This window comes from Caldanaerobius polysaccharolyticus DSM 13641 (genome assembly GCF_000427425.1).
Classification (GTDB): Bacteria; Bacillota; Thermoanaerobacteria; order Thermoanaerobacterales; family Caldanaerobiaceae; genus Caldanaerobius; species Caldanaerobius polysaccharolyticus.
Window position 1 is genome coordinate 84898 of sequence record NZ_KE386493.1, and the last position, 22519, is coordinate 107416.

The following is a 22519-nucleotide window of genomic DNA, read 5'->3' on the forward strand; positions in this document are numbered from 1 at the left end:
GAAGCGATTGGTTTTATGGTTGGAACATGGACGCTGATTATAAGTTGTGTATATATCACTTTTTCATCACTTTTAAAGCATAGCAACGGTAAATTATAATTGTGCTTATACCGTATCCCCGTTTTATGGGGATATTGTAATTTTATTTTTATAAAATGGAGGAATTGCTTTGATTGATAAGAGAAATTTATCAGAAGTCGTTCATAAATTAAAGCAAAAAATATCTGCTTTTCCTGACGGGGTTGTTGTAAAAAGATTATATCGCAGGATTGATGAAATAGAAAAATTATACGAGAAAATAGAAATTCCAGAACAGATGGAGGATGTGTACAAATTTCTTGTCAGCAGAGGCGATAAATTGTTGAAGATGTGTAAAAAAGACTATGGAAGAGATATGGTAAAAAGCATAGAATATTACATCAGGTATCTAAAAGCGGCGTCTTATGATTTTAAAGGAGAAGGAGCGAAACTCAATAATTATGTGCGAGCTTTTTTGATTATGTCTATGCTATTTTTTGCTCTATCTCCTCAATATTTTGGCTTTTTATTGCCTCTTATGTTTATAATACCTGCTTATATAAGCCTTAAAGGTATTAAAAAGAGATCTAAGTATGCTTTTCGGGTATCTTTAACCTTTGTACCTGTGGGTATTATGGTAGGCTCTACCTGGACTAGATTTTTAGTATACGCTTTACAAAACTATGACAGGGTGATTTTGGACACGGCAAAGGAAATAAATGCTACTGTGGCTGTTGCGAAGCTTTTTGTGTTTGTCCCGGGGATATTGGGTATTATTCTGATAGCGGTATCTTTTTTAGCTAGTTATTGGGGTTACAAATGCAGGGATTATTTTATATAATCCTGTACAATATATAAGAGGTGAAGGGTGTATGTACAATAAAAGTGAAGTGGAAAGCTGTAGCTGCACCATAATTCATGAAAATGTAGTAGAAAAGATTAGAGAACACATGCCTCAGGATGAAGTTTTGTACGATCTTGCAGAGCTTTTTAAGGTCTTTGGCGATACCACGAGGATAAAAATACTGTACGCATTGTTTGAGTCTGAAATGTGCGTGTGCGACTTAGCGGCACTACTGGGTGTAAGTCAGTCGGCTGTATCTCATCAACTGCGGGTGTTGAAGCAATCCAGGCTTGTAAAGTATAGAAAAGAGGGTAAGGTTGTCTATTATTCCCTTGACGACGAGCATGTAAAGAGAATATTTGATCAAGGGTTTAGCCATATAAAAGAGAGTTAATTTGGATGTAGTATTGAATTCCGCAAAAGCGTTGAAATACAGAAGTCCGCTTGACATCGTATATTCAAAAAAGTATTATTAAAATGTATAGCTAAAATGCAATTGTCTAGTTATCTGTTAATGGGAGAGGTAAACGCGTATGTTGTACGATAAAGAGATAGAATGCCCTTTATGCAAATCTAAATTTATAACAAAGAAAGTGGCTATGAGTCATCTTACCATGGAGTTTCGCGATACTGATTTTCTGGAGCGCTATAGCGGGATGTACCCGTTTTTGTACGATGTAAATGTATGTCCTGATTGCGGTTATGCGGCATTGGATAAGCAGTTTGCTAAATTGTCTCCGGTACAAAGAGAAATCGTGAGCAATCAAGTGCAAAAAAAATGGGTTAAAAAGGATTTTGGCGGAGAGCGTTCGCTTAAGAAAGCCTTGAACGCTTATAAGCTGGCGTTGTACGTATCTGACCTAAAAAAAGACCCGGCGTACGTTAAGGCTAGCATTTTGCACAGGATAGCGTGGATATACAGGATTATGGAAGATAAGAACAATGAACGTAAATTTCTTGATTATGCTGTAAAGTACTATACCATGGCATATGAACAGGACAATGTAAATCAAATAAAGGTAGCATATCTGATTGGGGATCTATGTAGGAGATTGGAGAATAAAAGCGAAGCCGTTAAATGGTATAGTATTGTGGTAAATAATCCTGCAAAGGCCGGAAATAGCTTTATAGTAAATATGGCCCGCGAAGGCTGGCAGGCTTGTAGAAATGGCTGAAAGGCCATATTTTTGTGTGCGCGACATACGCTCATGTGGTAAAATAAAATGGAATATCCTGATATTTTAAAGGGGGATAATAGCATTGCCGAAAGAAACTATGACTCCGAGGGAGAGATGGGAAGCGGTATTGAAAAGGCAGAAACCTGATAGACTGCCCATGGATTATTGGGCTACTGCCGAAGCCAATGAAAAACTGATGAAATATTTAAATTGCAGCAGTCAGGAAGAACTTTATAAAAAACTACATATCGACAAACCTGTTGCAGTGGGCCCAGCGTATATTGGTCCAAAACTAGAAAAAGATACTGATATGTACGGTTGTCGTTACAGGAACGTTGAGTATAGTGGGGGAGTTTATGCTGAATGTGTTTATCATCCCCTCGCTCAGTACGAGACGGTAGAAGAGATAGAGAAAAATTATGTATGGCCAACGGTGGATTGGTTTGATTATAGCGTCATTCCATCTCAAATAAAAGGAAAAGAGGAATATCCGGTACAGGGTGGCGGTTCTGAGCCATTTCTCATATATAAAAATCTTCGAGGTCAGGAGCAGGCTTTTATAGATTTAATATTATATCCTGATATAGTAGAATACTGCCTGGATAAATTATTCGATTTTTGCTATGAAAATACTTTAAGAATATATGAACAAATACCTGGTAAGATTACGTTTTCATATATTGCTGAAGATATGGGAGCGGAAATCGATCTCATGTATTCTCCAGACCAGATCAGACGGTTTTTATTGCCGCGCATGAAGCGAATGATCGATCTAGCCCATGAGGCAGGAGTATATGCATTCCACCACAACGATGGGGCGATACGAAAGATCGTGCCGGATTTAATAGATATAGGTATAGACATATTAAACCCTGTACAATGGAGGTGCAATGGTATGGATCGAGAGGGTTTAAAGCGTGATTTTGGCGATAAATTGATATTCCACGGTGGTGTAGATAATCAATACACGCTGGCGTTTGGTTCGGTTGAAGAAGTGAAAAATGAAGTTATAGATAACATACGCATACTTGGAGCTGGTGGAGGCTATATTATCGCACCGTGCCACAATATCCAATCTGTAAGCCCTCCAGAGAATATTGTGGCGATGTACGAAACCGGTTATGAATACGGATGGACATTTGTGGACTCTGGTGCATTTTGATGGAGAGGTGTTAAGGCAAAGGCATGGTAACAGATCTGACGCCATTAATGAAAAAGTACAATTTTGACCCTGTATCTGTTGGTATACCCCAGAAAGAAATGGACTCTTACAACATTGACGGAAAATAATATGGCATTCCAATTTACGCTTACGTTTCAGTTTTGGCTTATAATAAAGACTTATTTGACAAAGCGGGATTGCCCTATCCGCCATCCAGTTATGAGGATAAAAGCTGGACCTTTGACAAAATGGTCGATTACGCTAAAAAACTTACGATTCATTCAAAGGATCCGTCAAAAGCTCAATACGGTTTAAACTGGGCGTGGGGTAGCAATGATATGAACCCTATATATTTTGGAGCAAAAGTCTACTCGGATGACACGTGGACAAATGGGGGTAAACCGTCTCAGAACTTTTTTGCCTCTCCTGATGTTACTAACGCCATCCAAAAAGTTGCAGACTTGATATGGAAAGACAAGGTGATGCCTTCACCGGCAACCTCACAGGCCCTGGCGAGTGGAAGCGATGTTTTTCTGACAGGTAAAGTTGCCATGGAAGCCCAGGGCGGATGGATACTGTCCAATGCTGGCAGTGTCAAATTTAAGATGGGGGTTGCGGCAATTCCTGTTGGCAACAATCCTAATGTAAGGGATGTTACATACGTAGATCCGTTGATAATTGTAAAAGGCAGCAAGCATCCTGATGAGGCATTCCAATGGATAATGTACCTGCTGCAAAAGGATGTGCAGGAGAAATCCATAAAACTCAGCGGTGGTACACCTCCTGCTAATACCAATGCTTTGGATGCTTATTATGCCAATTTCCCAACAATAAATAAGGATGACCTCAAAAACGTGGTAGAAGGTGGCTTGAAATACGGCATGGAATCTTATAATCATCTTATTGCAAATTATTCTCAGATTATGACTATCGTAAATAATGAACTTAATCTAGTGTTAAACGGCAAAAAGAAAGCATCTGAGGTTACGCCAACTTTGCAGCAGAAACTAAACGATTTCTTTAGCAAAAATAAATAATAAAAAATTGTCGTGTATAGTGAATATGCATAAACTCGTACTTGATACGAGTTTATGCATATTCTTTGAATTATATAGTGTGGTATAATAATATTAGATATTTGGAAGAGGGGAGGATAAAACAATGTTTAAATTTCCAGAAGATTTTATATGGGGTACGGCTACGGCAGCGTACCAGATAGAAGGGGCGGCTAATGAAGATGGCAGGGGTGAGTCTATTTGGGATAGGTTTTCCCATATACCGGGTAACGTATGGAACAATCAAAACGGCGATGTGGCGTGTGATCACTACCACAGGTACAAAGAGGATGTGCAGATATTAAAAGATATGGGCGTCAAAGGTTACCGTTTTTCTATATCCTGGCCGCGAGTTATACCCGAAGGAACAGGCAAGATAAACCAGAAGGGTGTTGATTTCTACAACGGTTTAATAGACGAATTGTTGAAATATAACATACAGCCTTTTGTCACATTGTACCATTGGGATCTACCTCAGGCTCTGCAGTACAAAGGAGGTTGGGCCAATCGCGACACCGCGGAGTATTTTGCCGACTACGCCAGTGAGATGTTTAGGCTGTTCGGCGATAGGGTTAAACACTGGATAACACATAATGAGCCGTGGTGTACATCGTTTTTAGGCCATGCAATCGGCGTCCATGCGCCTGGTATAAAAGATTTTTCTACTGCATTACAGGTAGCACATAATGTGCTTTTATCTCATGGAAAGGCCGTGCAATATTTCAGGCAGGCTGGCAGAGGAGGGAAAATAGGTATAACATTGAATCTTACTCCGGTGTACGCTGCCAGTGATAGAGAAGAAGATGTCAGGGCGGCTACAGTAGCCGACGGGTATTCTAACAGATGGTTTTTAGATCCGGTATTTAAAGGACAGTATCCTGAAGATATGCTGAAGAATTTTGGGTCTTTTGCGAAGATACCTGACGTACAAGTGGGCGATATGAAGATCATATCTTCGCCTATGGATTTCTTGGGCGTTAACTACTACACGAGAAGCTTTGTCAAGTACAATCCTGATGCTCAGTTTGGCACTGAGTCGTTGAGACCTGATGGTCAGTACACAGAGATGGATTGGGAAGTATATCCTCAGGGGTTGTATGATTTACTCATGAGACTAAAGAAAGACTATGGCGATATAGACATTTACATAACAGAAAACGGTGCGGCATTCAAAGATGTGGTGGAGAACAATAGCGTTGACGACAGCGATAGGTTAAATTATTTAAAGATGCACTTTGAAAAAGCGGCTGAGGCTATAAGGGATGGCGTTAAGCTAAAAGGTTATTTTGTATGGTCTTTAATGGACAATTTTGAATGGGCTCATGGGTACAGCAAGAGATTTGGCCTCATATACGTTGATTATGAGACTCAAAAGAGGATATGGAAGAAAAGCGCTTTGTGGTATAAGGATGTAATCGCAAATAATTCACTGTGATTTGTTTAATCGGCTTAGAGAAACCGTCTTCGATAAGAAGACGGTTTCTCTATTGGCAAACTCCATTTGTGCTTATGATTGATTTTCATAATTGTTTATGCTACTATATAAAGTGGATAATGCGCCTGTAGCTCAGTGGATAGAGCGTTTGGCTCCGGACCAAAAGGCCGCGGGTTCAACTCCTGCCAGGCGCACTGAATCCAGTATCACTTGCCGAGGGAAGGCAGGTGATTTTTTTATATAAAGACTTAGAGCGCAACGTCCATGACTTATGGTATAATATTCGTGGTGCGCAGAAAAGGAGATGATACGCATGCACATCAAGAAATGGTTGGCGTTGTTGGCAGCGATATTGATGTTGGGGTTGTCTGGTTGTACATCTTCTGTAGAGCAAAGCCCTGAAGTCCTCGCTAAGAAAGAGCTGGTGGTAAGCTATATAGATGTGGGGCAGGGTGACAGCATATTGGTTCAGGGACCATCAGGTAAGAACATGCTTATAGATGCGGGGATACCGGAAGAAGGGAGTAAAGTTGTCTCCTATTTGAAGAGCAGGGGCGTAAAAAAAATTGATGTTCTTGTAGCCACCCACCCTCATAGCGATCACATAGGAGGTATGCCTGATGTCATTTACGCTTTTCCTGTAAACAAGGTTTACATGCCAAAGGTGGGCAATAATACATATTCGTATGAAAAATTGCTGGTAGCGATTAAGCGAAAAGGACTTAAAGTGACCACAGCCAGGGCGGGTGTCAGCTTGGACTTGGGTAGTGGCGTGCAGGTGACGATTTTGGCTCCCAATAGTTCTCATTACGATGATCTTAATGAATACAGCGCTGTTATAAAGTTACGATACGGAGATACTTCTTTTTTGTTTGAAGGAGATGCCGGCGCTATATCAGAAAAGGAGATGTTGAAGCTGGGGTACGATCTCAAAGCTGATGTCTTGAAAGTAGGGCACCATGGAAGCGCTTATTCTACTTCTATGGCGTTTTTAGAAGCGGTAAGCCCTAGGTATGCTGTTATATCGGTAGGCAGGTACAATGACTATGGGCACCCTGCTAGGGTTACATTGAACAGACTAAGGAGCCAGGGTGTGGCTATCTATCGAACAGATGAAAAAGGGACAATTATAGCCTTTAGTGACGGAAAGGATATTTCTTTCACTTTTGAGAAATAATTGTTGTGTTGAACAAATGCTAGTTTTGTGGTAAGATTATGCTAAATGTAGTATGAGTGGGGGCATTTTATGTTAGAACTGCTTATAGTGGTATCTATTGTAGTGCTGGATCAGCTGACGAAGTATTTTGCACAGGTGTATTTAAAACCTATTAATACATTTCCTCTCATTAAAAATTTTTTTCACCTTACATACGTGGAAAACCGCGGAGCGGCTTTTGGAATACTGCAAAATCAACTATGGTTTTTTATAATCATAACGATTATGGCGGGTTTTGCCCTTATGTACTTGATGATTTCGGTGCCTGAAAGAAACAGGCATATAAGATTGATTTTAGCAATGATACTGGGCGGGGCTATAGGTAATTTTATCGACCGCATAAGGTTAGGCTACGTGGTGGATTTTCTGGATTTTAAAGTGTGGTCTTACATTTTCAATATAGCTGATTCATTTATCGTAATCGGTGCCATACTATTATGTACTATGATACTGTTTGGGAAGGAAAATCAATGATTAAGAATGAAATAGCTGGGATATACGATATAAAAGCTGATGCGGATGGTGTAAGGCTGGATAATTTTTTAGCTCAAAAAATTGATGGCGTATCTCGCTCTTATATAAAAAAATTAATAGATGAAGGCCGCGTTAAAGTAAATGGCCTTGTAACCAAACCTAGTTATAGGATTAAAAAATGCGATCAAATCATGGTCGATATACCTGAACCTCAAGAATTGAGAATTGATCCTGAAGCCATACCGCTGGATATACTCTACGAAGATGATCATATTATCGCAATTAATAAACCCCAGGGAATGGTGGTACATCCTGCTCCGGGAAACTACAGCGGCACAGTGGTCAATGCGCTACTTTACCATTGTGGCAATAGCTTATCGGGTATAAACGGGATCATAAGACCTGGTATTGTGCATAGATTAGATAAAGATACCTCTGGTGTTATGCTGGTGGCTAAAAGCAATGAGGCCCATGTGGAATTGGCTCAACAGATAAAAAGAAGGGAGATAAAAAAGATATACAACGCCATCGTGCTGGGAAACGTAAAAGAAGAAAAAGGTGTCATTGATGCGCCTATAGGGAGGCATCCTATTGATAGGAAAAAGATGGCGGTTGTAGAGGGTGGAAGAAATGCTATAACGCACTTTACTGTGCTGGAGCGATTTGGCGACTATACTTATGTGGAAGCCCGAATTGAAACAGGGAGGACTCATCAAATAAGGGTGCACTTTGCTTATATAAAGCACCCTGTGCTGGGCGATGCTGTCTATGGACCAAAGAGACAGCCGTTTAATTTAAAGGGACAAGTATTACATGCCAAGCTTGTGGGTTTTGTGCATCCTATCAATAAAGTGTACATGGAAATTGAAGCTCCGCTGCCGCCTTATTTTGAACAGCTGTTGCAAAAACTAAGGAGGACAAGTGGATTCCATAATATGTAAATGGGGGTAATACAGTGAAGGTATACAAAGGTATTGGTGTTTCCCCGGGAATTGCCATTGGTAAGGTTTATGTGTATTCTCATAAATACGTAAATGCGCGTCCTGAGAAGATTTCGAGTGTAAAAGCAGAACTTAAGAAATTTGAAGCGGCATTGAAGACGTCAAAAAGGCAGATAAAAAAGCTGAGCGCAAAGATATCCAGGCATTTAAAAAAAGAAGATTCCAAGATAATAGCCATACAGATGCATTTTTTAGAAGACGAAGTATTTGTAGAGAAAGTGACGCGCGCTATAAACGGCGGTAAATCAGCGGTGGAATCGGTAAGAGAAGTCCTGCAAGAGTACGAAGAGATGCTTTTGAAAAGCGAAGACGAGTATTTTAAAGACCGTTCACTGGATATTAAAGATGTAGGTTATAGGATAATAAGCAATATATTGGGGATTAAAAATGAGCTGGAGTTTATAGATAAGGACGTCATTCTTGTGGCCAATGATCTTACGCCTTCGGATACCGCTCTTTTAGACAAATCAAAAGTGCTGGGTATAGTTACGGATTCTGGAGGTCTTACATCTCATACGGCAATACTGGCTAGGGCATTGGGCATTCCTGCAATTATCGGTCTAAAAGATTTTTCTTTAAATGTGCGTGAAGGTGATGAAGTGATCATCGACTCTGAAAACGCAACTGTTATATTAAACCCTGACGACACTACAAAGGCTTATTACTTGGGGAAAAAGCAAGAGTACGAGGACAGAAAGAAGGAAATATTGGCCTTAAAAGACATAAAAGCCATCACCAGAGACGGGGTATCGGTAACCATTGACGCCAATATAGGTGCTCCGGAGGAGGTAACAAAAGCTATTGAATATGGTGCAGAAGGGATAGGGCTTTTCAGGACTGAATTTCTGTATATAAATAGATTTGAGTTACCTTCGGAGGAAGAGCAGTTTGAGGCGTACAGTTATGTGGTAAAGGCTATGAAAGGTAAGCCTGTCGTCATAAGGACTTTTGACATAGGTGGTGACAAAGATTTCCCTTATCTGGGCTTAAAAAAAGAGAGCAATCCTTATTTAGGCATGAGGGGTTTGAGGTTTAGCCTGGCGAATATCCCCATGTTTATAACCCAGCTAAAGGCTATATTGAGGGCCAGCGCTTATGGGCCTGTGAGTATACTTTTTCCCATGGTTTCAGATGTGAAAGAAGTCATAAAATCTAAAGACATTCTTCAGCAGGTAAAGGATGAGTTGATTCAAGAGAGAAGAGATTTTGATAAAGATGTAAAGATAGGTATAATGATAGAAGTGCCATCTACGGCACTGACTGTAGAAAATTTTATAGGTATCGCGGATTTTTTCAGCATAGGTACTAATGACCTGACTCAGTATACCCTGGCTGTTGACCGTTCCAATGAAAATGTGGCTGATTACTATATTCCGCTCCACCCATCGGTTATCAAGTTGATAGGTATGGTACAGGAGGTTGCGAAAAAAAACGGCAAGAAATTGAGCTTGTGCGGTGAGCTGGCTGCTTTTAAAGAAGGCATACCTGTGCTTTTAAAACAGGGAATCAGGGTATACAGCATGAGTCCTGCCAGTATACCTGAGGTAAAAAAGTATATAAGAGAAATAACCCTGGAGGGGAAAAACATCCCCGATGGCTTTCACCAAGGTGAGGTTGACGGTGGGTTATAATTCCAGGGTCGAGGCTATCTCTTTTAAGGTCATAGCGGATTTATTTAGTAATGCTATCTCGTCGTCTTTTAGAGGCATTTCCAGTACCCTTTTGATGCCTGTGTTTCCCACTACAGAGGGCAAGCTAAGGCATATATCATCTATACCGTACTGGCCTTTTATGAGGCTTGAAACGGTGAGGATAGAATTTTCGTCTCTAAGGATGCACTCCACAATCCTCCTTACGGCAAGGGCTACGGCATAGTAGGTAGCGGTTTTGCGCTCAATGATCTTATACGCTGCGTTTCTTACCTCGTCAACAATTGCCTCTTTCTCTTTGCGGTCACAACCTTTGGCGCATAAATTGCAGTATTCAGTAAAAGGAGATCCTGCCACGTTGGTAAGACTCCACGCAGCCACTTCGGTATCCCCGTGTTCTCCGACTATGTATGCGTGGACGTTTCGTGGGTCTATGCCGCATAGCTTTCCCAAAAGGAATCTAAACCTGGAGCTGTCCAGGACGGTACCTGATCCTATGACCTGGTTTGAAGGTAGACCTGAAACCTTTAATGTCACATAAGTCAATATGTCTACAGGGTTGGTGACGATGAGGTAAATGGCTTTATCGTTGTATTTCACCAACTGCGGTACCATTTCTTTAAATATGGCCGTGTTTTTCTTGACCAGATCTAATCTAGTCTCTCCTGGTTTTTGATTTGCCCCTGCTGTTATTATGATAATTTCTGCTCCACTGCATGCCGAATAGTCGCCGTTGTATACCTCTGCAGGCGGTATAAACGCCATGCCGTGATTTATGTCCATTGCCTCTCCTTCCGCCTTTTTAGCATTTACATCTATGAGGGCTATTTCAGGGGCGATCCCACTTAGTGCCAGGGCAAAGGCTGTGGTTGAACCCACAAATCCAGTTCCTACTATAGCTATTTTGTGCGATACTATTGCTTCCATTTTTTCACTCCTTTTGAATTTAGTTTTACTTATAGTATACCACAACGAACCGCCGATTCCATCATCTTCTTGACAGGGGTGTGTACATCTGTTATGATAAAATTTAATTAATATTTTTTATATTTTGGAGGGGAGATAATTGAAGGTATATTTAAACGGCGAATTTGTGGAGAAACAGGATGCTAAAGTATCGGTTTTTGATCACGGTTATCTTTATGGCGATGGAGTTTTTGAGGGCATTAGGGCTTACAATGGCGTGATTTTCAGGCTGGATGAGCATATTGATAGATTGTATTATGGCGCAAAGGCCATAATGTTGAACATACCTTTGAGCAAAGAAGAGATGAAAGCGGCAGTGGTGGAGACCGTGAGGCGCAACAACCTTTACGACGCGTACATAAGGTTGGTGGTGTCAAGGGGTGAAGGGGATCTGGGATTGGACCCCCGCAAGTGTCCTAAACCTACTATTGTTATAATAGCTGATTCTATACAGCTTTACTCCAAAGAACTTTATGAAAAAGGCATGAAAGCGATGACCACTTATATGAGGAGAAATTCACCTGCTGCACTGGACCCTCAGATAAAATCCCTCAATTATCTCAACAACATACTGGCGAAATTGGAAGCTAATATGTGCGGTTACGCTGAGGCCATACTTTTAAACGATAGAGGTTATGTAGCGGAATGCACAGGGGATAACATCTTTATAGTGAAAGATGGCGTGTTGATAACCCCTCCGGTGACTATAGCGGCATTGGGAGGTATAACTCGAAAGACGGTTATAGAAATAGCTGAGCAGCAAGGAATAAAAGTAGAAGAAAGGGAATTCACGCTGTACAACCTGTATAACGCCGACGAGTGCTTCTTGACAGGTACGGCAGCGGAAGCCATACCTGTGGTGGAGATAGATGGAAGGGTCATAGGAGACGGCAAGCCTGGTCCCATTACGAAGCAGATTTTAAAGGCCTTTGCTGAAATAGTTGATAAAAAGGGTACAAGAGTATACGATTGATAGCCTTTGAAAAGAGCACATACAAAGACAGAAAATGTGCTCTTTTTTTAATTTTCAAAAAATACATATTTATTTTTTGGCCTGTGTATGTTATAATATATGCAACAGCAAGTTTAACGTTTTCTCTTAGAGGAGGAACCTACTTTATGAAAACGTTGGTGTCTTATTTTAACTCGGTTTTTAACGCCCAGCGGGCTATGGGTGCACTTAAGAGGGCAGGATTTGATATGGTTCACATAGATATCATCGATTTTGAATCGAACTCGTGGGGAAGCGTATCTCAATTGGTCTTAAAATCCGCATTTAAAAACAGCGTAGACGTGGAGGTTTTTGCGGTATCAGATCCGATGGAGCAACTGGTCTCGGGCATGTACGGGGAAGTAAGCGATTCCAGTATAAAGCTTATGGTGACATGTGACGAACGAGATGAATTATTGGTAAAAAGACATATAAGAGATAATGGTGGCATATTATAGGTAAGAAGGAAAAATATGTTTTATGTAGAATTTTTTATTATATAACAAAAGAGGGGGATCAATATGGTTGCACCTGGAGACGAAGTGGTTATAAAGGAGATACATGCAGTACTGGATAAGGTTAATGAAGTTATAAAAGAGGATAGATATTTGTTGGAAAATTACAGAGAATTGCTCAAGAATGACGGCAATGTAGGGGAATTAGTGAAAGAGACTGCAGATCCAGTGAGGGAAAGCATTGCTAAAGATATAGCATATATTTATAAAAAATTATCAGAAGCGACATTATATGACAAAATTATTTATTGAAATTAATAGGTAATATTGCTATTATTTATAATTAGTTATAATTAGTTTGATATTTATATATCAATACAAAAATTAGAAGCTATGAAGGAGTTATCTCGATGGATGAATTACAGCTTAAAAGAGAAATTTCGAAATTAAGAGAAGAGCTGGATAGATACTTGTCCACACCTAAATGCAAAGAGCATACAAAAAGGTTATTGCAGCTAAGTCAGAGATTAGACGTATTAGTCGTAGCGTATTATAAGTATTACAGCGAAAAACAGTATAACTAGTAATGGGGTGAAGGAGGAAGCTTTGGACTGTGATTTGCTGTATTCCCGACCTCTCCTTATTCCTTCTCTGCTTTTATGTGCGGGTATTGCTATAAGCAGATATTTGCCTTATCCTATTGCCTTTTTGATCTGTATATTTATATTGATCTTTTTGTACTCTCTCTATAGCCATCGCCACATCATGCTAGCTGTTGTACTGGCTTTGGGCGCTTATGTAGGTGCAAGGGCTTTTTCTGTTAATTCTGATTACGTGGCCATGGAAGGGAAGACGGCGAGTATAGAAGGGTATGTGATATCGCAACCCGTATACGATAATCAACGGGTGTCCTTTGATTTTGTGCCCTACAATTTAAATACCAAGCAACGCATAAGGATAAGTGTATACGGCAAGCGGGATTTACCGCACTTGGAATACGGAGATGTGATGTTGGTTAATGCGAAGATAAAGCTTCCTCCGGCAAGGACCAACCCATACGGCTTTGATTACAGCTTTTATTTGCGCAAAAGGGGAGTTTATGCGCTGGGAACAGCCAGTGCTGAGCAATGCAGGGTAGTAGGCAAAAGGGATATGGGGGTTTTAGGGCTGGCATTTAAGGCAAAGGAAATTGCAAGCCGTGCAATCCACAGGAATTTGGATAACCCATATTCCGATTTGCTTTCCAGTATGTTACTTGGTTACAGGTTTGACGAAGATGATATTATAGCTGACTTTTCTGATACAGGGGTTATTCATATAATGGCCATATCGGGTTTGAACGTAGGTGTTATAGTTGGCGCAATGCTTTTGTTAATGAAACCGTTGCGCAACATATACGTTAAAAACACCGTGGTCATGTTTATACTGGCTTTTTACGTGTTTATTGTGGGCTTTTCACCACCTATACTGAGAGCTGTGATAATGGCATGGATATACCTGTCCAGCTGTTTTTTTGACAGAAAAGGAGATCCCCTGAATTCACTGGCGGCTTCTGCTATTGTATTGCTTCTGTTCAATCCCTTGAACCTTTTTGATGTGAGTTTTCAGCTTTCCTTTGTAGCCACGGCGTCTTTGATACTGCTTTATCCGCCGGTTCGACGGTGCGTGCAATGGTTGCCGGTACCGGAAGCAGTGGGCTCTCTGGTGGCTATTACCATTTCTGCTCAACTGGGTATAATTCCTTTTGTCATATACTACTTTCACAAGATATCCCTCATATCTATAGTAGCTAATATCGCAGTGGTTCCATCTACAGCGCTTTTAACGCCTTTGGGTTTTTTGCTGATAATTACGGGCTTTATACCGTTTTTTTCTGATACGTTGGTTATGCCCCTTACAGGCATAATATCTTACATATTAGGAGTTACGGATCTTCTATCCCGTTTGCCTTTTGCCTCCATTACGGTGCCCTTTCCTGGGTTTATCTTGATAGTCTTATACTACTTGTTTTTATTGATATTTGCTGATATGATAATATTCGATAAAAAGTACGCTCTGGCCGGGGCAGGGGTGGCAACGGTTTTATTGATGTTGCAACATTTTTTGCCAGGGCCGCTTACAGTCACATTTATTGACGTAGGACAAGGGGATAGCGCGTTAATCGTCACACCACACAAGCACACCGTGCTCGTAGATGGTGGCAGGCTTGATGTAAATTCGGGTTTTGATGCGGGCAAGGATATTGTGGTGCCTTATCTTTTGATGAGCGGTATACGTAAAGTAGATGTGGTCGTCGCTACGCACCCTGACTCGGATCACATGGGTGGACTTATTTCAGTGGTGGACAGTATACCTGTTAGAAATGTTTTTGTTTCAGCATTATACGATGATCCTCTTTCAAAATCTTTTTTTAAGTTATTAAAGGCAAAAGGCGTTACTTTACAGCCTTTGTACAGAGGGGATAAGGTGTACATCGATGGAGTTAAAATAGAGGTGTTAAACCCACCGAAAGGTTTGCCGTTTGAAGGCGATAATGACAATTCTCTGGCGATAAAGCTGATTTATAAAAAGGCGGCGATTCTGTTTACAGGGGATATGGGGGTTGATGCGGAAAAAGACCTTTTATCGAGAGGAATGGATTTAAGGGCGGACGTCTTAAAAGTATCGCACCATGGGAGCGCTACGGCTACTTGTCAGGAATTTGTAAATGCGGTAAATCCTGCAGTTTCTGTGATTTCGGTAGGCGAAAACATTTACGGACATCCTTCAAAGGACGTGTTGCAGAGGCTGCGAAATACCCGTGTGTTGAGGACGGATTTAAACGGAGCAATCACTGTAAAGACCGATGGCGAGCGGTATTATATTAGGCCATTTTTAAAGTGACAGGGGGTAAGAAAGTGTTTTTGGATCAGTTGGATCGAGCAGCTAAAAGCACTAATAGCGGTTTTTATATGCTGACAGGGGAGGAAGAGTACCTTATAGACCTGTTTTTACACCGTATATCTGAAAAATACGATGAGGTAAATATCACCGTCTTTGGGGAAAAAGCCGCTGTACAGGATGTCATAGATACGTGTGAAAATGTGCCTTTTTTTTCGGAGGGCAAGCTGGTGGTGGTAAAAGGTTCTGTGGATGATGAACAGGCGCTGGCCGATTACGTGAAAGAGCTGCCGTCTTTTACATGCCTTATATGCGCGCAAAAAGATGTGGATAAAAGAAAGGCATTGTACAAAGCAGCTAAAAAATGGGGAACTGTATACGAGTTTGAAAAATTGAAACCTTACGAGGTGGAGAGGTGGTTGGTGGATTATGCAGCCAGGAAAGGAGTGCGCCTTGAAGCGGCGGCAGCTTCTTATCTGGTTCAGATGGCCCACGACTTGAGAAGCGGTGTTAATTGTGTAGATGTACTGATTTCCTTTGTTTACCCTAACAAATCGATAGGCCTTGGCGATGTAAGGAATTTTTACGGCAGGCTTGTCGACGATAACATATTTGACTTTATCGATAGCGTTCAAAGGGGAAGTGGAAGTTCTGCTAAGATCCTTACGGACCTTATTGGCAGCGGCGTCAATTCCATCTACATACTGTCTATGCTGGAATGGCAGTACAGGTTGCTCATTAAGGCAAAACTCCTTTTGATACAAGGTGTTTCAGGTGCCGAGGAAAGGTTGGGCGTACACAAGTACGCCGCTAAAAAAGCTCTGGATATAGCCAGGCGGTATAACCTTAGGTATTTTATCAAGGGAATGAGGCTATGCCTGGCTGTAGAGCATGACGTAAAGACAGGGGCCATAAAAGACGAATGGGCTTTAGAGGTGCTATTGGCCAAGCTCATTAGCGACGACCAAAAATAAAAAAGCGTACACTGTACGCTTTTTTCATGCACTGGCATTTGACATTTTGTTTAACTTTAAAGCCAGTTTTGATTTCTTATTGGCGGCGTTGTTTTTATGTAAAACGCCCTTTGTAACAGCTTTATCTAAAACTTTTACGGCATTTTTATATGCTTCTGTAGCTGAAGCTACATCGCCAGAATTTAGCTTGTTCATAAAGTCTTTTATTGCTATTTTCACTAAGTTTTTAACCCTTCTATTCCTCAACGTCTTAACTTTGGTTACTTTAATTCTCTTTTTTGCTGATTTAGTGTTTGCCAAAAATTTCACCTCCTTGCCGACCAAGCAAGTGTATTTTATCATTTTAGAGCTTTTTTTGCAATAGGAATGAATAAAAATAATATATTTGTCAAATATACCATTAGGGAGGTGAAGTCACGTGTTAGGCGCTATTGTGAGGTTTATTGTCTCTGCATTGGTGTTGCTGGTGATTTCATATATTTTGCCTGGGTTTAAAGTCGCAGGCTTTTGGGGTGCACTGATAGCAGCTGTTGTGATATCGGTTTTAGGATGGGTTGTTGAAAGCATATTTGGCGATAAGATATCTCCTCAGAGAAGGGGGATAGTGGGTTTTATAGTAGCGGCAGTTGTTATCTACGCATCACAGTTTATCGTGCCTGGTTCTATAAGTGTTTCATTGTTAGGTGCTTTAATAGCGTCATTGATAATAGGCGTAGTAGATGCTTTTGTCCCCACTGAGCTGAGGTGATCGCATTGGATTTGAGGAGAACCGATCTGGCTATTGAAACCCGGGAGTTATACAGGAAGGACTCGGGGAGAGAAGTACCGGGTGTAGAGGTAAAGCAGGAAAAACTAGGTAGCATCACTATAACCCGCGTGAACATCTTAGATTACCAAGGAAGCATGGCAATGGGAAAACCTATAGGCAATTATATAACGTTAGAAATGCCCGATATCAGGACAGGGACGCCGGAGCTCAACCACTCTGTAGCTGCAGTTCTATCCGATGAATTAAAAAAGCTCATAGACAGATTGCAATCTCAGAGCGTATTGGTTGTGGGGCTTGGCAATTGGAATGTGACCCCAGATGCGCTGGGGCCTAAGGTTGTCTCCAGGATTTTTGTCACAAGGCAGATATTTGAATTTGCACCGCAAGAGGTCAGGCCAGGTATGAGGCCTGTGAGCGCAATTGCCCCGGGTGTCTTGGGCATTACAGGAATTGAGACGGCAGACATAATAAAAGGAGTTGTGAGCCGCATAAAACCAGACTTGATAATAGCTGTGGACGCTTTAGCTTCAAAAAGCACCAGCAGGCTGGCGTCTACCATTCAGATTTCTGATACCGGTGTAAGTCCAGGTGCGGGAATTGGCAATAGACGCGCTGCCCTGGATCAGAGCACGTTGGGTATACCTGTAATAGCCCTAGGGGTGCCTACTGTAGTGGATGCGGCGACCATGGCCAGCGATACCATAGACCTTTTAGTAGATTCCCTGATGAAGGCTACACCCCAGGACAGCCCTTTTTACCAGGTGTTAAAGGATTTAAACAGGGAGGAAAGGTACGATCTTATACGAGAAGTCATCTCGCCGTATGATAACCTTATGGTTACTCCCAAAGAAGTCGACGAAATGATAAACGACATGGCCGCAATACTGGCAGAAGGTATTAATATAGCCCTTCAAGATAACTTATATCGATAAAACAAGTCATAATGTGCCCTTCTTTTTAATATACTAGAGTAAATCAAAAGAAAAAGAGGGGTGCATTTTGTTGTTTATAGTGAAATACCGCACGGTTTATGTATTTTTTGCCTTAGTCCTGGCTTTAATGGTACTAAGTTCCAAGTTATTTTTTAGCGCCAAGGCCGAAGCAAAGAATAATGTTAAATTGGACAAGGTGGCTCAAGTAAATTTGACTGAGGTCCTGCTTAACATGGGTATGCCTTTGATCCAGGCTCAATTCAACCGAGGTTCTCACGGTGTAATAGATTGGTCATTTCTTAATAAAATAACCGCCATAAAACTGGACCCTAAGCTTATATTGTCTTCTCAATTGCCGCCTTTTAACGCCCCTAGTAAAGGTGTGTTTAATGCAAATGCAAAAAGTACGATCACGCCTAGTGCAAAGCCTAAAAAGGAAATCGTAGCGGAAGGCAAAGCTTTTAATCAATCTGCCGATGTAAACACCGGTTTAAACTTAGACGATTCAAAACCGCAGGTATTGATATATCATACTCATACCCATGAGTCTTTTATAGCCACCGCTGAGCACAGGTATATTCCCACCGATAGTGATAGAAGCGATGACCCCAATGTAAACGTAATTAGATTGGGCAAAGAACTCAAAGGGGTTTTGAATAAAAACGGCATAAGCGTTTTGCACGATACCACAGTGCACGATAACCCTTACGACGGCGCATATGAAAGATCTGTGCTTACGTTGAAAAACGATTTAAAAAAGTATCCGTCCATAAAATTTGCCATTGACTTGCACAGAGACGCATACGGAGAAGTAATGAAAAAGGGTATGGATCAAACACCTGATTTAAATAAATTGCCTAACCCGGACTTTAGAAAAAAATACCTTTTGGTGCGCGGTGGCGAGAACTATGCCAGGATCATGTTTGTCATAGGCAGCAGGCGAAGCTCCTCTGACAAAGAGGACTGGCATAAAAATTACGAGTTCGCGAAAAAGATAAGCGATAAGGTGAATCAGCTGGTACCCGGTTTAAGCCTGGGTATTGACGTAAAGACTTATGCCAGTTATAACCAACAGATTTTAGAAAACTCTGTCCTCGTTGAAGTGGGCAGCAATTACAATACGCTGGAAGAAGCTGTGGCTTCTGCAAAGGTACTGGGAGAGGCCCTATCTGATGTGATAAATTCCACGGGCCGGTAGGAGGTTTTTATGAAAAGAGTACAGAGGTATATTTTAGAAAGGCGAATGAGAAGAAAATGGTACGCTCTTTTTTTTCTATGCGCGCTGGTATTTCTTGCGGGTTTTTTGATCGTAGATTACAACACCAGCTGGTTGGTATACGGTTACGGAAAAATAAACGCCTTTTCTGTGGCAGCGACCAGACACTACATTGACATGAATTTTCTGGGGAATGATATAAAAATTTCTGACAGAGCTATAAGAACGATGCTGAATTGGTTCAATAGGTAAGGGCGATATTGCAAAATTCATTGCGATGTTATAGTATTTAAAGTGTGAAAGAATATAAAACGTGTTGTAGGAGGATTGAATTTGGATAAGGAGCACATCAGGAATTTCTGCATTATCGCCCATATAGATCACGGTAAATCCACCCTTGCCGACAGGTTGATAGAAAAAACAGGTACCCTCACCCAGAGGGAAATGGAAGATCAGGTTTTAGACACCATGGATTTGGAAAGAGAGAGGGGTATTACTATAAAGCTCCAGCCTGTCAGGCTTGTGTACCGCAGTGAGGATGGCGAGGAGTACGTATTAAATCTCATAGATACCCCTGGACACGTAGATTTCAATTACGAGGTGTCCAGAAGCCTGGCAGCCTGTGAAGGAGCTTTGCTGGTAATCGATGCATCTCAAGGCATAGAAGCGCAGACGCTAGCCAACCTGTACTTAGCCCTGGACCACGATCTGGAGATAATACCCGTTATAAACAAGATAGATCTTCCCAGCGCTCGCCCTGACGCGGTTAAGCAGGAAATTGAGGAGGTAATAGGAATGGATGCCAGCGAAGCTTTGCTGGTATCTGCCAAAGAGGGTACAGGCATTGAAAACGTCCTTAAAGCCATTGTGGATAAAATACCTCCTCCTGAAGGCGATAAGGATAAGCCCCTTAAGGCTTTAGTCTTTGACTCCTATTACGACAATTACAAAGGGGTTATCGCCTTTGTAAGGATAAAGGATGGCGTCGTAAAGCCGGGAACGAGGATAAAAATGATGTCTACAGGCTTGGAATTTGAGGTCACAGAAGTAGGTACTTTTACCCCTGGACTGAAGCCATTGGACCAATTGCAGGCGGGAGAAGTAGGATATATAGCTGCCAGCATGAAAGACGTAAGGGACTGCCGCGTGGGCGATACCATAACAGATGCGGAAAATCCCGCTCTGGTGCCGTTGCCGGGTTATAGGAAGGTCACGCCCATGGTCTACAGCGGCATTTACCCTGCGGATACCACCCATTATGAAGATCTTAAAGATGCACTTGAAAAGCTGCAGCTAAACGACGCTGCGCTGGTATTTGAACCGGAAACATCGGTAGCTTTGGGATTCGGGTTCAGGTGCGGTTTTCTAGGGCTTCTTCACATGGAAATCGTGCAAGAGAGGCTGGAAAGGGAATACAATCTCAGCTTGGTGACTACAGCGCCCAGCGTCATATACAGGGTCACAAAGACCAATGGAGAGGTATTGGAGATTTCCAATCCAGTAAATTTGCCCAAGCCTCAGGAGATTGAGTACATTGAGGAACCGGTGGTGAATGCGTCTATCATCGTGTCGTCAGATTTCGTAGGCCCTGTGATGGATTTGTGTCAAGAAAAAAGAGGGACGTACGTAAACATGACGTACATCGACACCAGCAGGGTCATGTTGGAGTACAAGCTGCCGTTAAACGAGATCATATTTGATTTTTTCAATGCTTTAAAATCCAGGACGAGGGGCTATGCGTCGCTGGATTACCACATGGCGGGCTATCAGGTATCTGATCTCATAAAGCTGGATATTCTCATAAACGGGGAAGTGGTGGATGCCCTCTCTGTGATAGTGCACAGGGATAAGGCCTATGAAAGAGGCAGAAAAATTGTAGAAAAGCTTAAAGAGTCCATACCCAGGCAGTTGTTTGAGATACCCATTCAGGCGGCTATAGGCAACAGGGTAATCGCCAGAGAGACTGTAAAGGCCATGAGAAAAGATGTGCTTGCTAAGTGTTACGGGGGCGATGTCACCAGGAAGAAAAAGCTTCTAGAAAAGCAGAAAGAAGGGAAAAAGCGCATGAGGCAGATAGGCAAGGTGGAAATACCTCAAGAGGCCTTCATGTCAGTGCTGAAGTTGGAGGACGAAAATTGAGGTTGAAAGACATAAGCATTTACGTGCACATCCCTTTTTGCGTAAAAAAGTGCTTTTACTGCGATTTTAATTCTTTTGCAGGAATGGAGAAATTAAAACCCTATTATCTAGATGCACTAATTGGCGAACTGAAGATGTACGCGTGTAAATTAAAAGGCTATAAAGTCAGGACGTTGTTTATAGGAGGAGGTACCCCTACCACTTTTACGCTATCTCAGCTTTCCCTTATTCTGGATACTATTAGCAGCCTTTACGATGTTGACGATGGGGCAGAAGTGACGGTAGAAGCAAATCCAGGCACTGTTTCTGATCTCATGCTCAGAGGCCTGTCTCTAAGGGGAGTCAACCGCTTGAGCCTGGGCTTACAGGCTAGGCAGGATCATTTGCTCAAATTGCTGGGAAGGGTGCATACATACGAGCAGTTTTTGTCCAGTTATTACAGTGCTTTAAAGTACTTTGGCAATGTAAATGTAGACATCATGTTTGGCTTGCCAGGACAGACTATGGACATGTGGACACAGACCCTTGATGCCGTCATCGGGCTTAAACCCCATCATGTGTCCTGTTATAGCCTTACGATAGAAAACAACACCCCTTTGGGAGATATGGTCAAAAGAGGAATACTCGATTTGCCCGATGAGGACACGGAGCGCCAGATGTATTATGAAGCCAAAAGGAGATTGCTGGCAGCGGGGTACAGGCATTACGAGATATCCAATTTCGCCTTACCCGGATACCAGTGTAAACACAACACCGCATACTGGACGGACAGCGAATACGTGGGCATAGGAGCTGGAGCCAGTTCTTATTATGACAATATAAGGTATAAAAACGCGGATGATATAACGGATTACATCAAAAAAGTGCATAAAGGGCTGCTTCCTATAGAGGAATTTGAGTACGTAAGCGAAAGAGAGAAGGTCATTTACGCCATTATTACAGGTTTAAGGCTTATTACAGGTATAAATTTGAAGGAATTCCGGGAACGATATCATGTGGATTTGCTAAAGGAGTACGGCGACGTCGTTGAAAAATACGGCGATATGGGATTTTTAGAAGTAAAAAGCGGATTTCTCAGGTTTACTGAAAGAGGAATAGATGTTTCCAATACCGTATTGAGTGATTTTTTAAGATAAATATTGACATTTTACACGTTAAGTGATAT

24 protein-coding genes and 1 tRNA gene are annotated in these 22519 nt (G+C 41.6%); 23 read left to right on the plus strand and 2 right to left on the minus strand.

The annotated features are described in order from the left end of the window. The first annotated feature begins 169 nt into the window (after positions 1 to 169). The 11 genes from CALPO_RS0100405 (at position 170) to ptsP (ending at position 10014) form a co-directional block, all read left to right on the plus strand. Positions 170 to 859 carry a hypothetical protein gene (locus tag CALPO_RS0100405; protein ID WP_026485578.1) on the plus strand — a complete coding sequence of 230 codons (690 nt, stop codon included), beginning with the start codon at positions 170 to 172 and terminating at the stop codon, positions 857 to 859. 31 nt (positions 860 to 890) lie between these two features. Next, positions 891 to 1256, plus strand: a complete 366-nt coding sequence (locus CALPO_RS0100410) for an ArsR/SmtB family transcription factor (protein ID WP_026485579.1) — start codon at positions 891 to 893, stop codon at positions 1254 to 1256. 139 nt (positions 1257 to 1395) lie between these two features. Continuing rightward, positions 1396 to 2037, plus strand: a complete 642-nt coding sequence (locus CALPO_RS0100415; protein WP_026485580.1) for a DUF2225 domain-containing protein — start codon at positions 1396 to 1398, stop codon at positions 2035 to 2037. A gap of 85 nt (positions 2038 to 2122) precedes the next feature. Further along, the gene (locus CALPO_RS0100420) at positions 2123 to 3202 is read left to right on the plus strand and encodes a uroporphyrinogen decarboxylase family protein (protein ID WP_026485581.1); all 1080 of its coding nucleotides are present in this window, start codon (positions 2123 to 2125) and stop codon (positions 3200 to 3202) included. Positions 3203 to 3342: 140 nt separating this feature from the next. Further along, on the plus strand, positions 3343 to 4239 hold the full coding sequence (locus CALPO_RS12800) for an extracellular solute-binding protein (protein ID WP_281172705.1): 897 nt from the start codon (positions 3343 to 3345) through the stop codon (positions 4237 to 4239). 124 nt (positions 4240 to 4363) lie between these two features. Beyond that, positions 4364 to 5692, plus strand: coding sequence for a GH1 family beta-glucosidase (locus CALPO_RS0100430; RefSeq protein ID WP_026485582.1), 1329 nt, complete (start codon positions 4364 to 4366; stop codon positions 5690 to 5692). Between the two features lie 121 nt (positions 5693 to 5813). Beyond that, positions 5814 to 5886: transfer RNA gene (locus tag CALPO_RS0100435), tRNA-Arg, on the plus strand. Between the two features lie 161 nt (positions 5887 to 6047). Next, a complete protein-coding gene (locus tag CALPO_RS12805; RefSeq protein ID WP_407638198.1) occupies positions 6048 to 6869 on the plus strand; it encodes a ComEC/Rec2 family competence protein in 822 nt (273 codons plus the stop codon). 69 nt (positions 6870 to 6938) lie between these two features. Beyond that, entirely contained in the window at positions 6939 to 7382 is a 444-nt protein-coding gene (lspA, locus tag CALPO_RS0100445) for a signal peptidase II (RefSeq protein WP_026485583.1), read from the plus strand. Then, positions 7379 to 8323, plus strand: coding sequence for an RluA family pseudouridine synthase (locus CALPO_RS0100450; protein WP_035171803.1), 945 nt, complete (start codon positions 7379 to 7381; stop codon positions 8321 to 8323). Before lspA ends, CALPO_RS0100450 begins: the two co-directional genes overlap by 4 nt. Positions 8324 to 8337: 14 nt before the next feature. After that, positions 8338 to 10014, plus strand: coding sequence for a phosphoenolpyruvate--protein phosphotransferase (ptsP, locus tag CALPO_RS12810; protein WP_051585741.1), 1677 nt, complete (start codon positions 8338 to 8340; stop codon positions 10012 to 10014). Here the strand turns inward: ptsP and CALPO_RS0100460 are convergent. Next, positions 10009 to 10959: an L-lactate dehydrogenase gene (locus CALPO_RS0100460; protein ID WP_026485585.1), complete on the minus strand. Its 951-nt coding sequence runs from the start codon at positions 10957 to 10959 to the stop codon at positions 10009 to 10011. The two genes, ptsP and CALPO_RS0100460, sit on opposite strands and share 6 nt — an antisense overlap. Positions 10960 to 11098: 139 nt before the next feature. Here CALPO_RS0100460 and ilvE point away from each other — a divergent pair, with 139 nt between their 5' ends. The 6 genes from ilvE to holA all read left to right on the plus strand — a co-directional run bounded on the left by ilvE (position 11099) and on the right by holA (position 16298). Then, positions 11099 to 11971, plus strand: coding sequence for a branched-chain-amino-acid transaminase (ilvE, locus tag CALPO_RS0100465; RefSeq protein ID WP_026485586.1), 873 nt, complete (start codon positions 11099 to 11101; stop codon positions 11969 to 11971). A 146-nt stretch (positions 11972 to 12117) separates the two neighbouring features. Then, positions 12118 to 12447, plus strand: coding sequence for a hypothetical protein (locus CALPO_RS0100470; RefSeq protein ID WP_156940105.1), 330 nt, complete (start codon positions 12118 to 12120; stop codon positions 12445 to 12447). A gap of 63 nt (positions 12448 to 12510) precedes the next feature. Then, a complete protein-coding gene (locus CALPO_RS0100475) occupies positions 12511 to 12756 on the plus strand; it encodes a hypothetical protein (RefSeq protein ID WP_026485588.1) in 246 nt (81 codons plus the stop codon). Between the two features lie 98 nt (positions 12757 to 12854). Further along, a complete protein-coding gene (locus tag CALPO_RS14325) occupies positions 12855 to 13028 on the plus strand; it encodes a Spo0E family sporulation regulatory protein-aspartic acid phosphatase (protein ID WP_084295090.1) in 174 nt (57 codons plus the stop codon). A 22-nt stretch (positions 13029 to 13050) separates the two neighbouring features. Further along, complete coding sequence (locus tag CALPO_RS0100485) at positions 13051 to 15327, plus strand: DNA internalization-related competence protein ComEC/Rec2 (RefSeq protein ID WP_026485589.1); 2277 nt, start codon at positions 13051 to 13053, stop codon at positions 15325 to 15327. A gap of 14 nt (positions 15328 to 15341) precedes the next feature. Continuing rightward, on the plus strand, positions 15342 to 16298 hold the full coding sequence (gene holA / locus CALPO_RS0100490; RefSeq protein ID WP_026485590.1) for a DNA polymerase III subunit delta: 957 nt from the start codon (positions 15342 to 15344) through the stop codon (positions 16296 to 16298). Between the two features lie 24 nt (positions 16299 to 16322). Here holA and rpsT read toward each other — a convergent pair whose 3' ends face one another. After that, positions 16323 to 16607 (minus strand): 30S ribosomal protein S20, encoded by a 285-nt coding sequence (rpsT, locus tag CALPO_RS0100495; RefSeq protein ID WP_245589862.1) that lies wholly within the window; start codon positions 16605 to 16607, stop codon positions 16323 to 16325. A gap of 109 nt (positions 16608 to 16716) precedes the next feature. On the opposite strand from rpsT, the gene CALPO_RS0100500 reads away from it, so the two are divergent. The 6 genes from CALPO_RS0100500 to hemW all read left to right on the plus strand — a co-directional run bounded on the left by CALPO_RS0100500 (position 16717) and on the right by hemW (position 22490). Next, positions 16717 to 17046 (plus strand): phage holin family protein, encoded by a 330-nt coding sequence (locus CALPO_RS0100500; RefSeq protein ID WP_026485592.1) that lies wholly within the window; start codon positions 16717 to 16719, stop codon positions 17044 to 17046. Positions 17047 to 17051: 5 nt separating this feature from the next. Next, a complete protein-coding gene (gpr, locus tag CALPO_RS0100505) occupies positions 17052 to 17999 on the plus strand; it encodes a GPR endopeptidase (protein ID WP_026485593.1) in 948 nt (315 codons plus the stop codon). Between the two features lie 67 nt (positions 18000 to 18066). Further along, positions 18067 to 19197, plus strand: a complete 1131-nt coding sequence (spoIIP, locus tag CALPO_RS14045) for a stage II sporulation protein P (protein WP_156940106.1) — start codon at positions 18067 to 18069, stop codon at positions 19195 to 19197. 9 nt (positions 19198 to 19206) lie between these two features. Beyond that, positions 19207 to 19467 (plus strand): hypothetical protein, encoded by a 261-nt coding sequence (locus CALPO_RS0100515; protein ID WP_026485594.1) that lies wholly within the window; start codon positions 19207 to 19209, stop codon positions 19465 to 19467. Between the two features lie 75 nt (positions 19468 to 19542). Continuing rightward, positions 19543 to 21354, plus strand: a complete 1812-nt coding sequence (gene lepA / locus CALPO_RS0100520; protein WP_026485595.1) for a translation elongation factor 4 — start codon at positions 19543 to 19545, stop codon at positions 21352 to 21354. Beyond that, positions 21351 to 22490 carry a radical SAM family heme chaperone HemW gene (gene hemW / locus CALPO_RS0100525; RefSeq protein ID WP_051585743.1) on the plus strand — a complete coding sequence of 380 codons (1140 nt, stop codon included), beginning with the start codon at positions 21351 to 21353 and terminating at the stop codon, positions 22488 to 22490. The genes lepA and hemW overlap by 4 nt, the downstream gene beginning before the upstream one ends. Positions 22491 to 22519 lie beyond the last annotated feature (29 nt).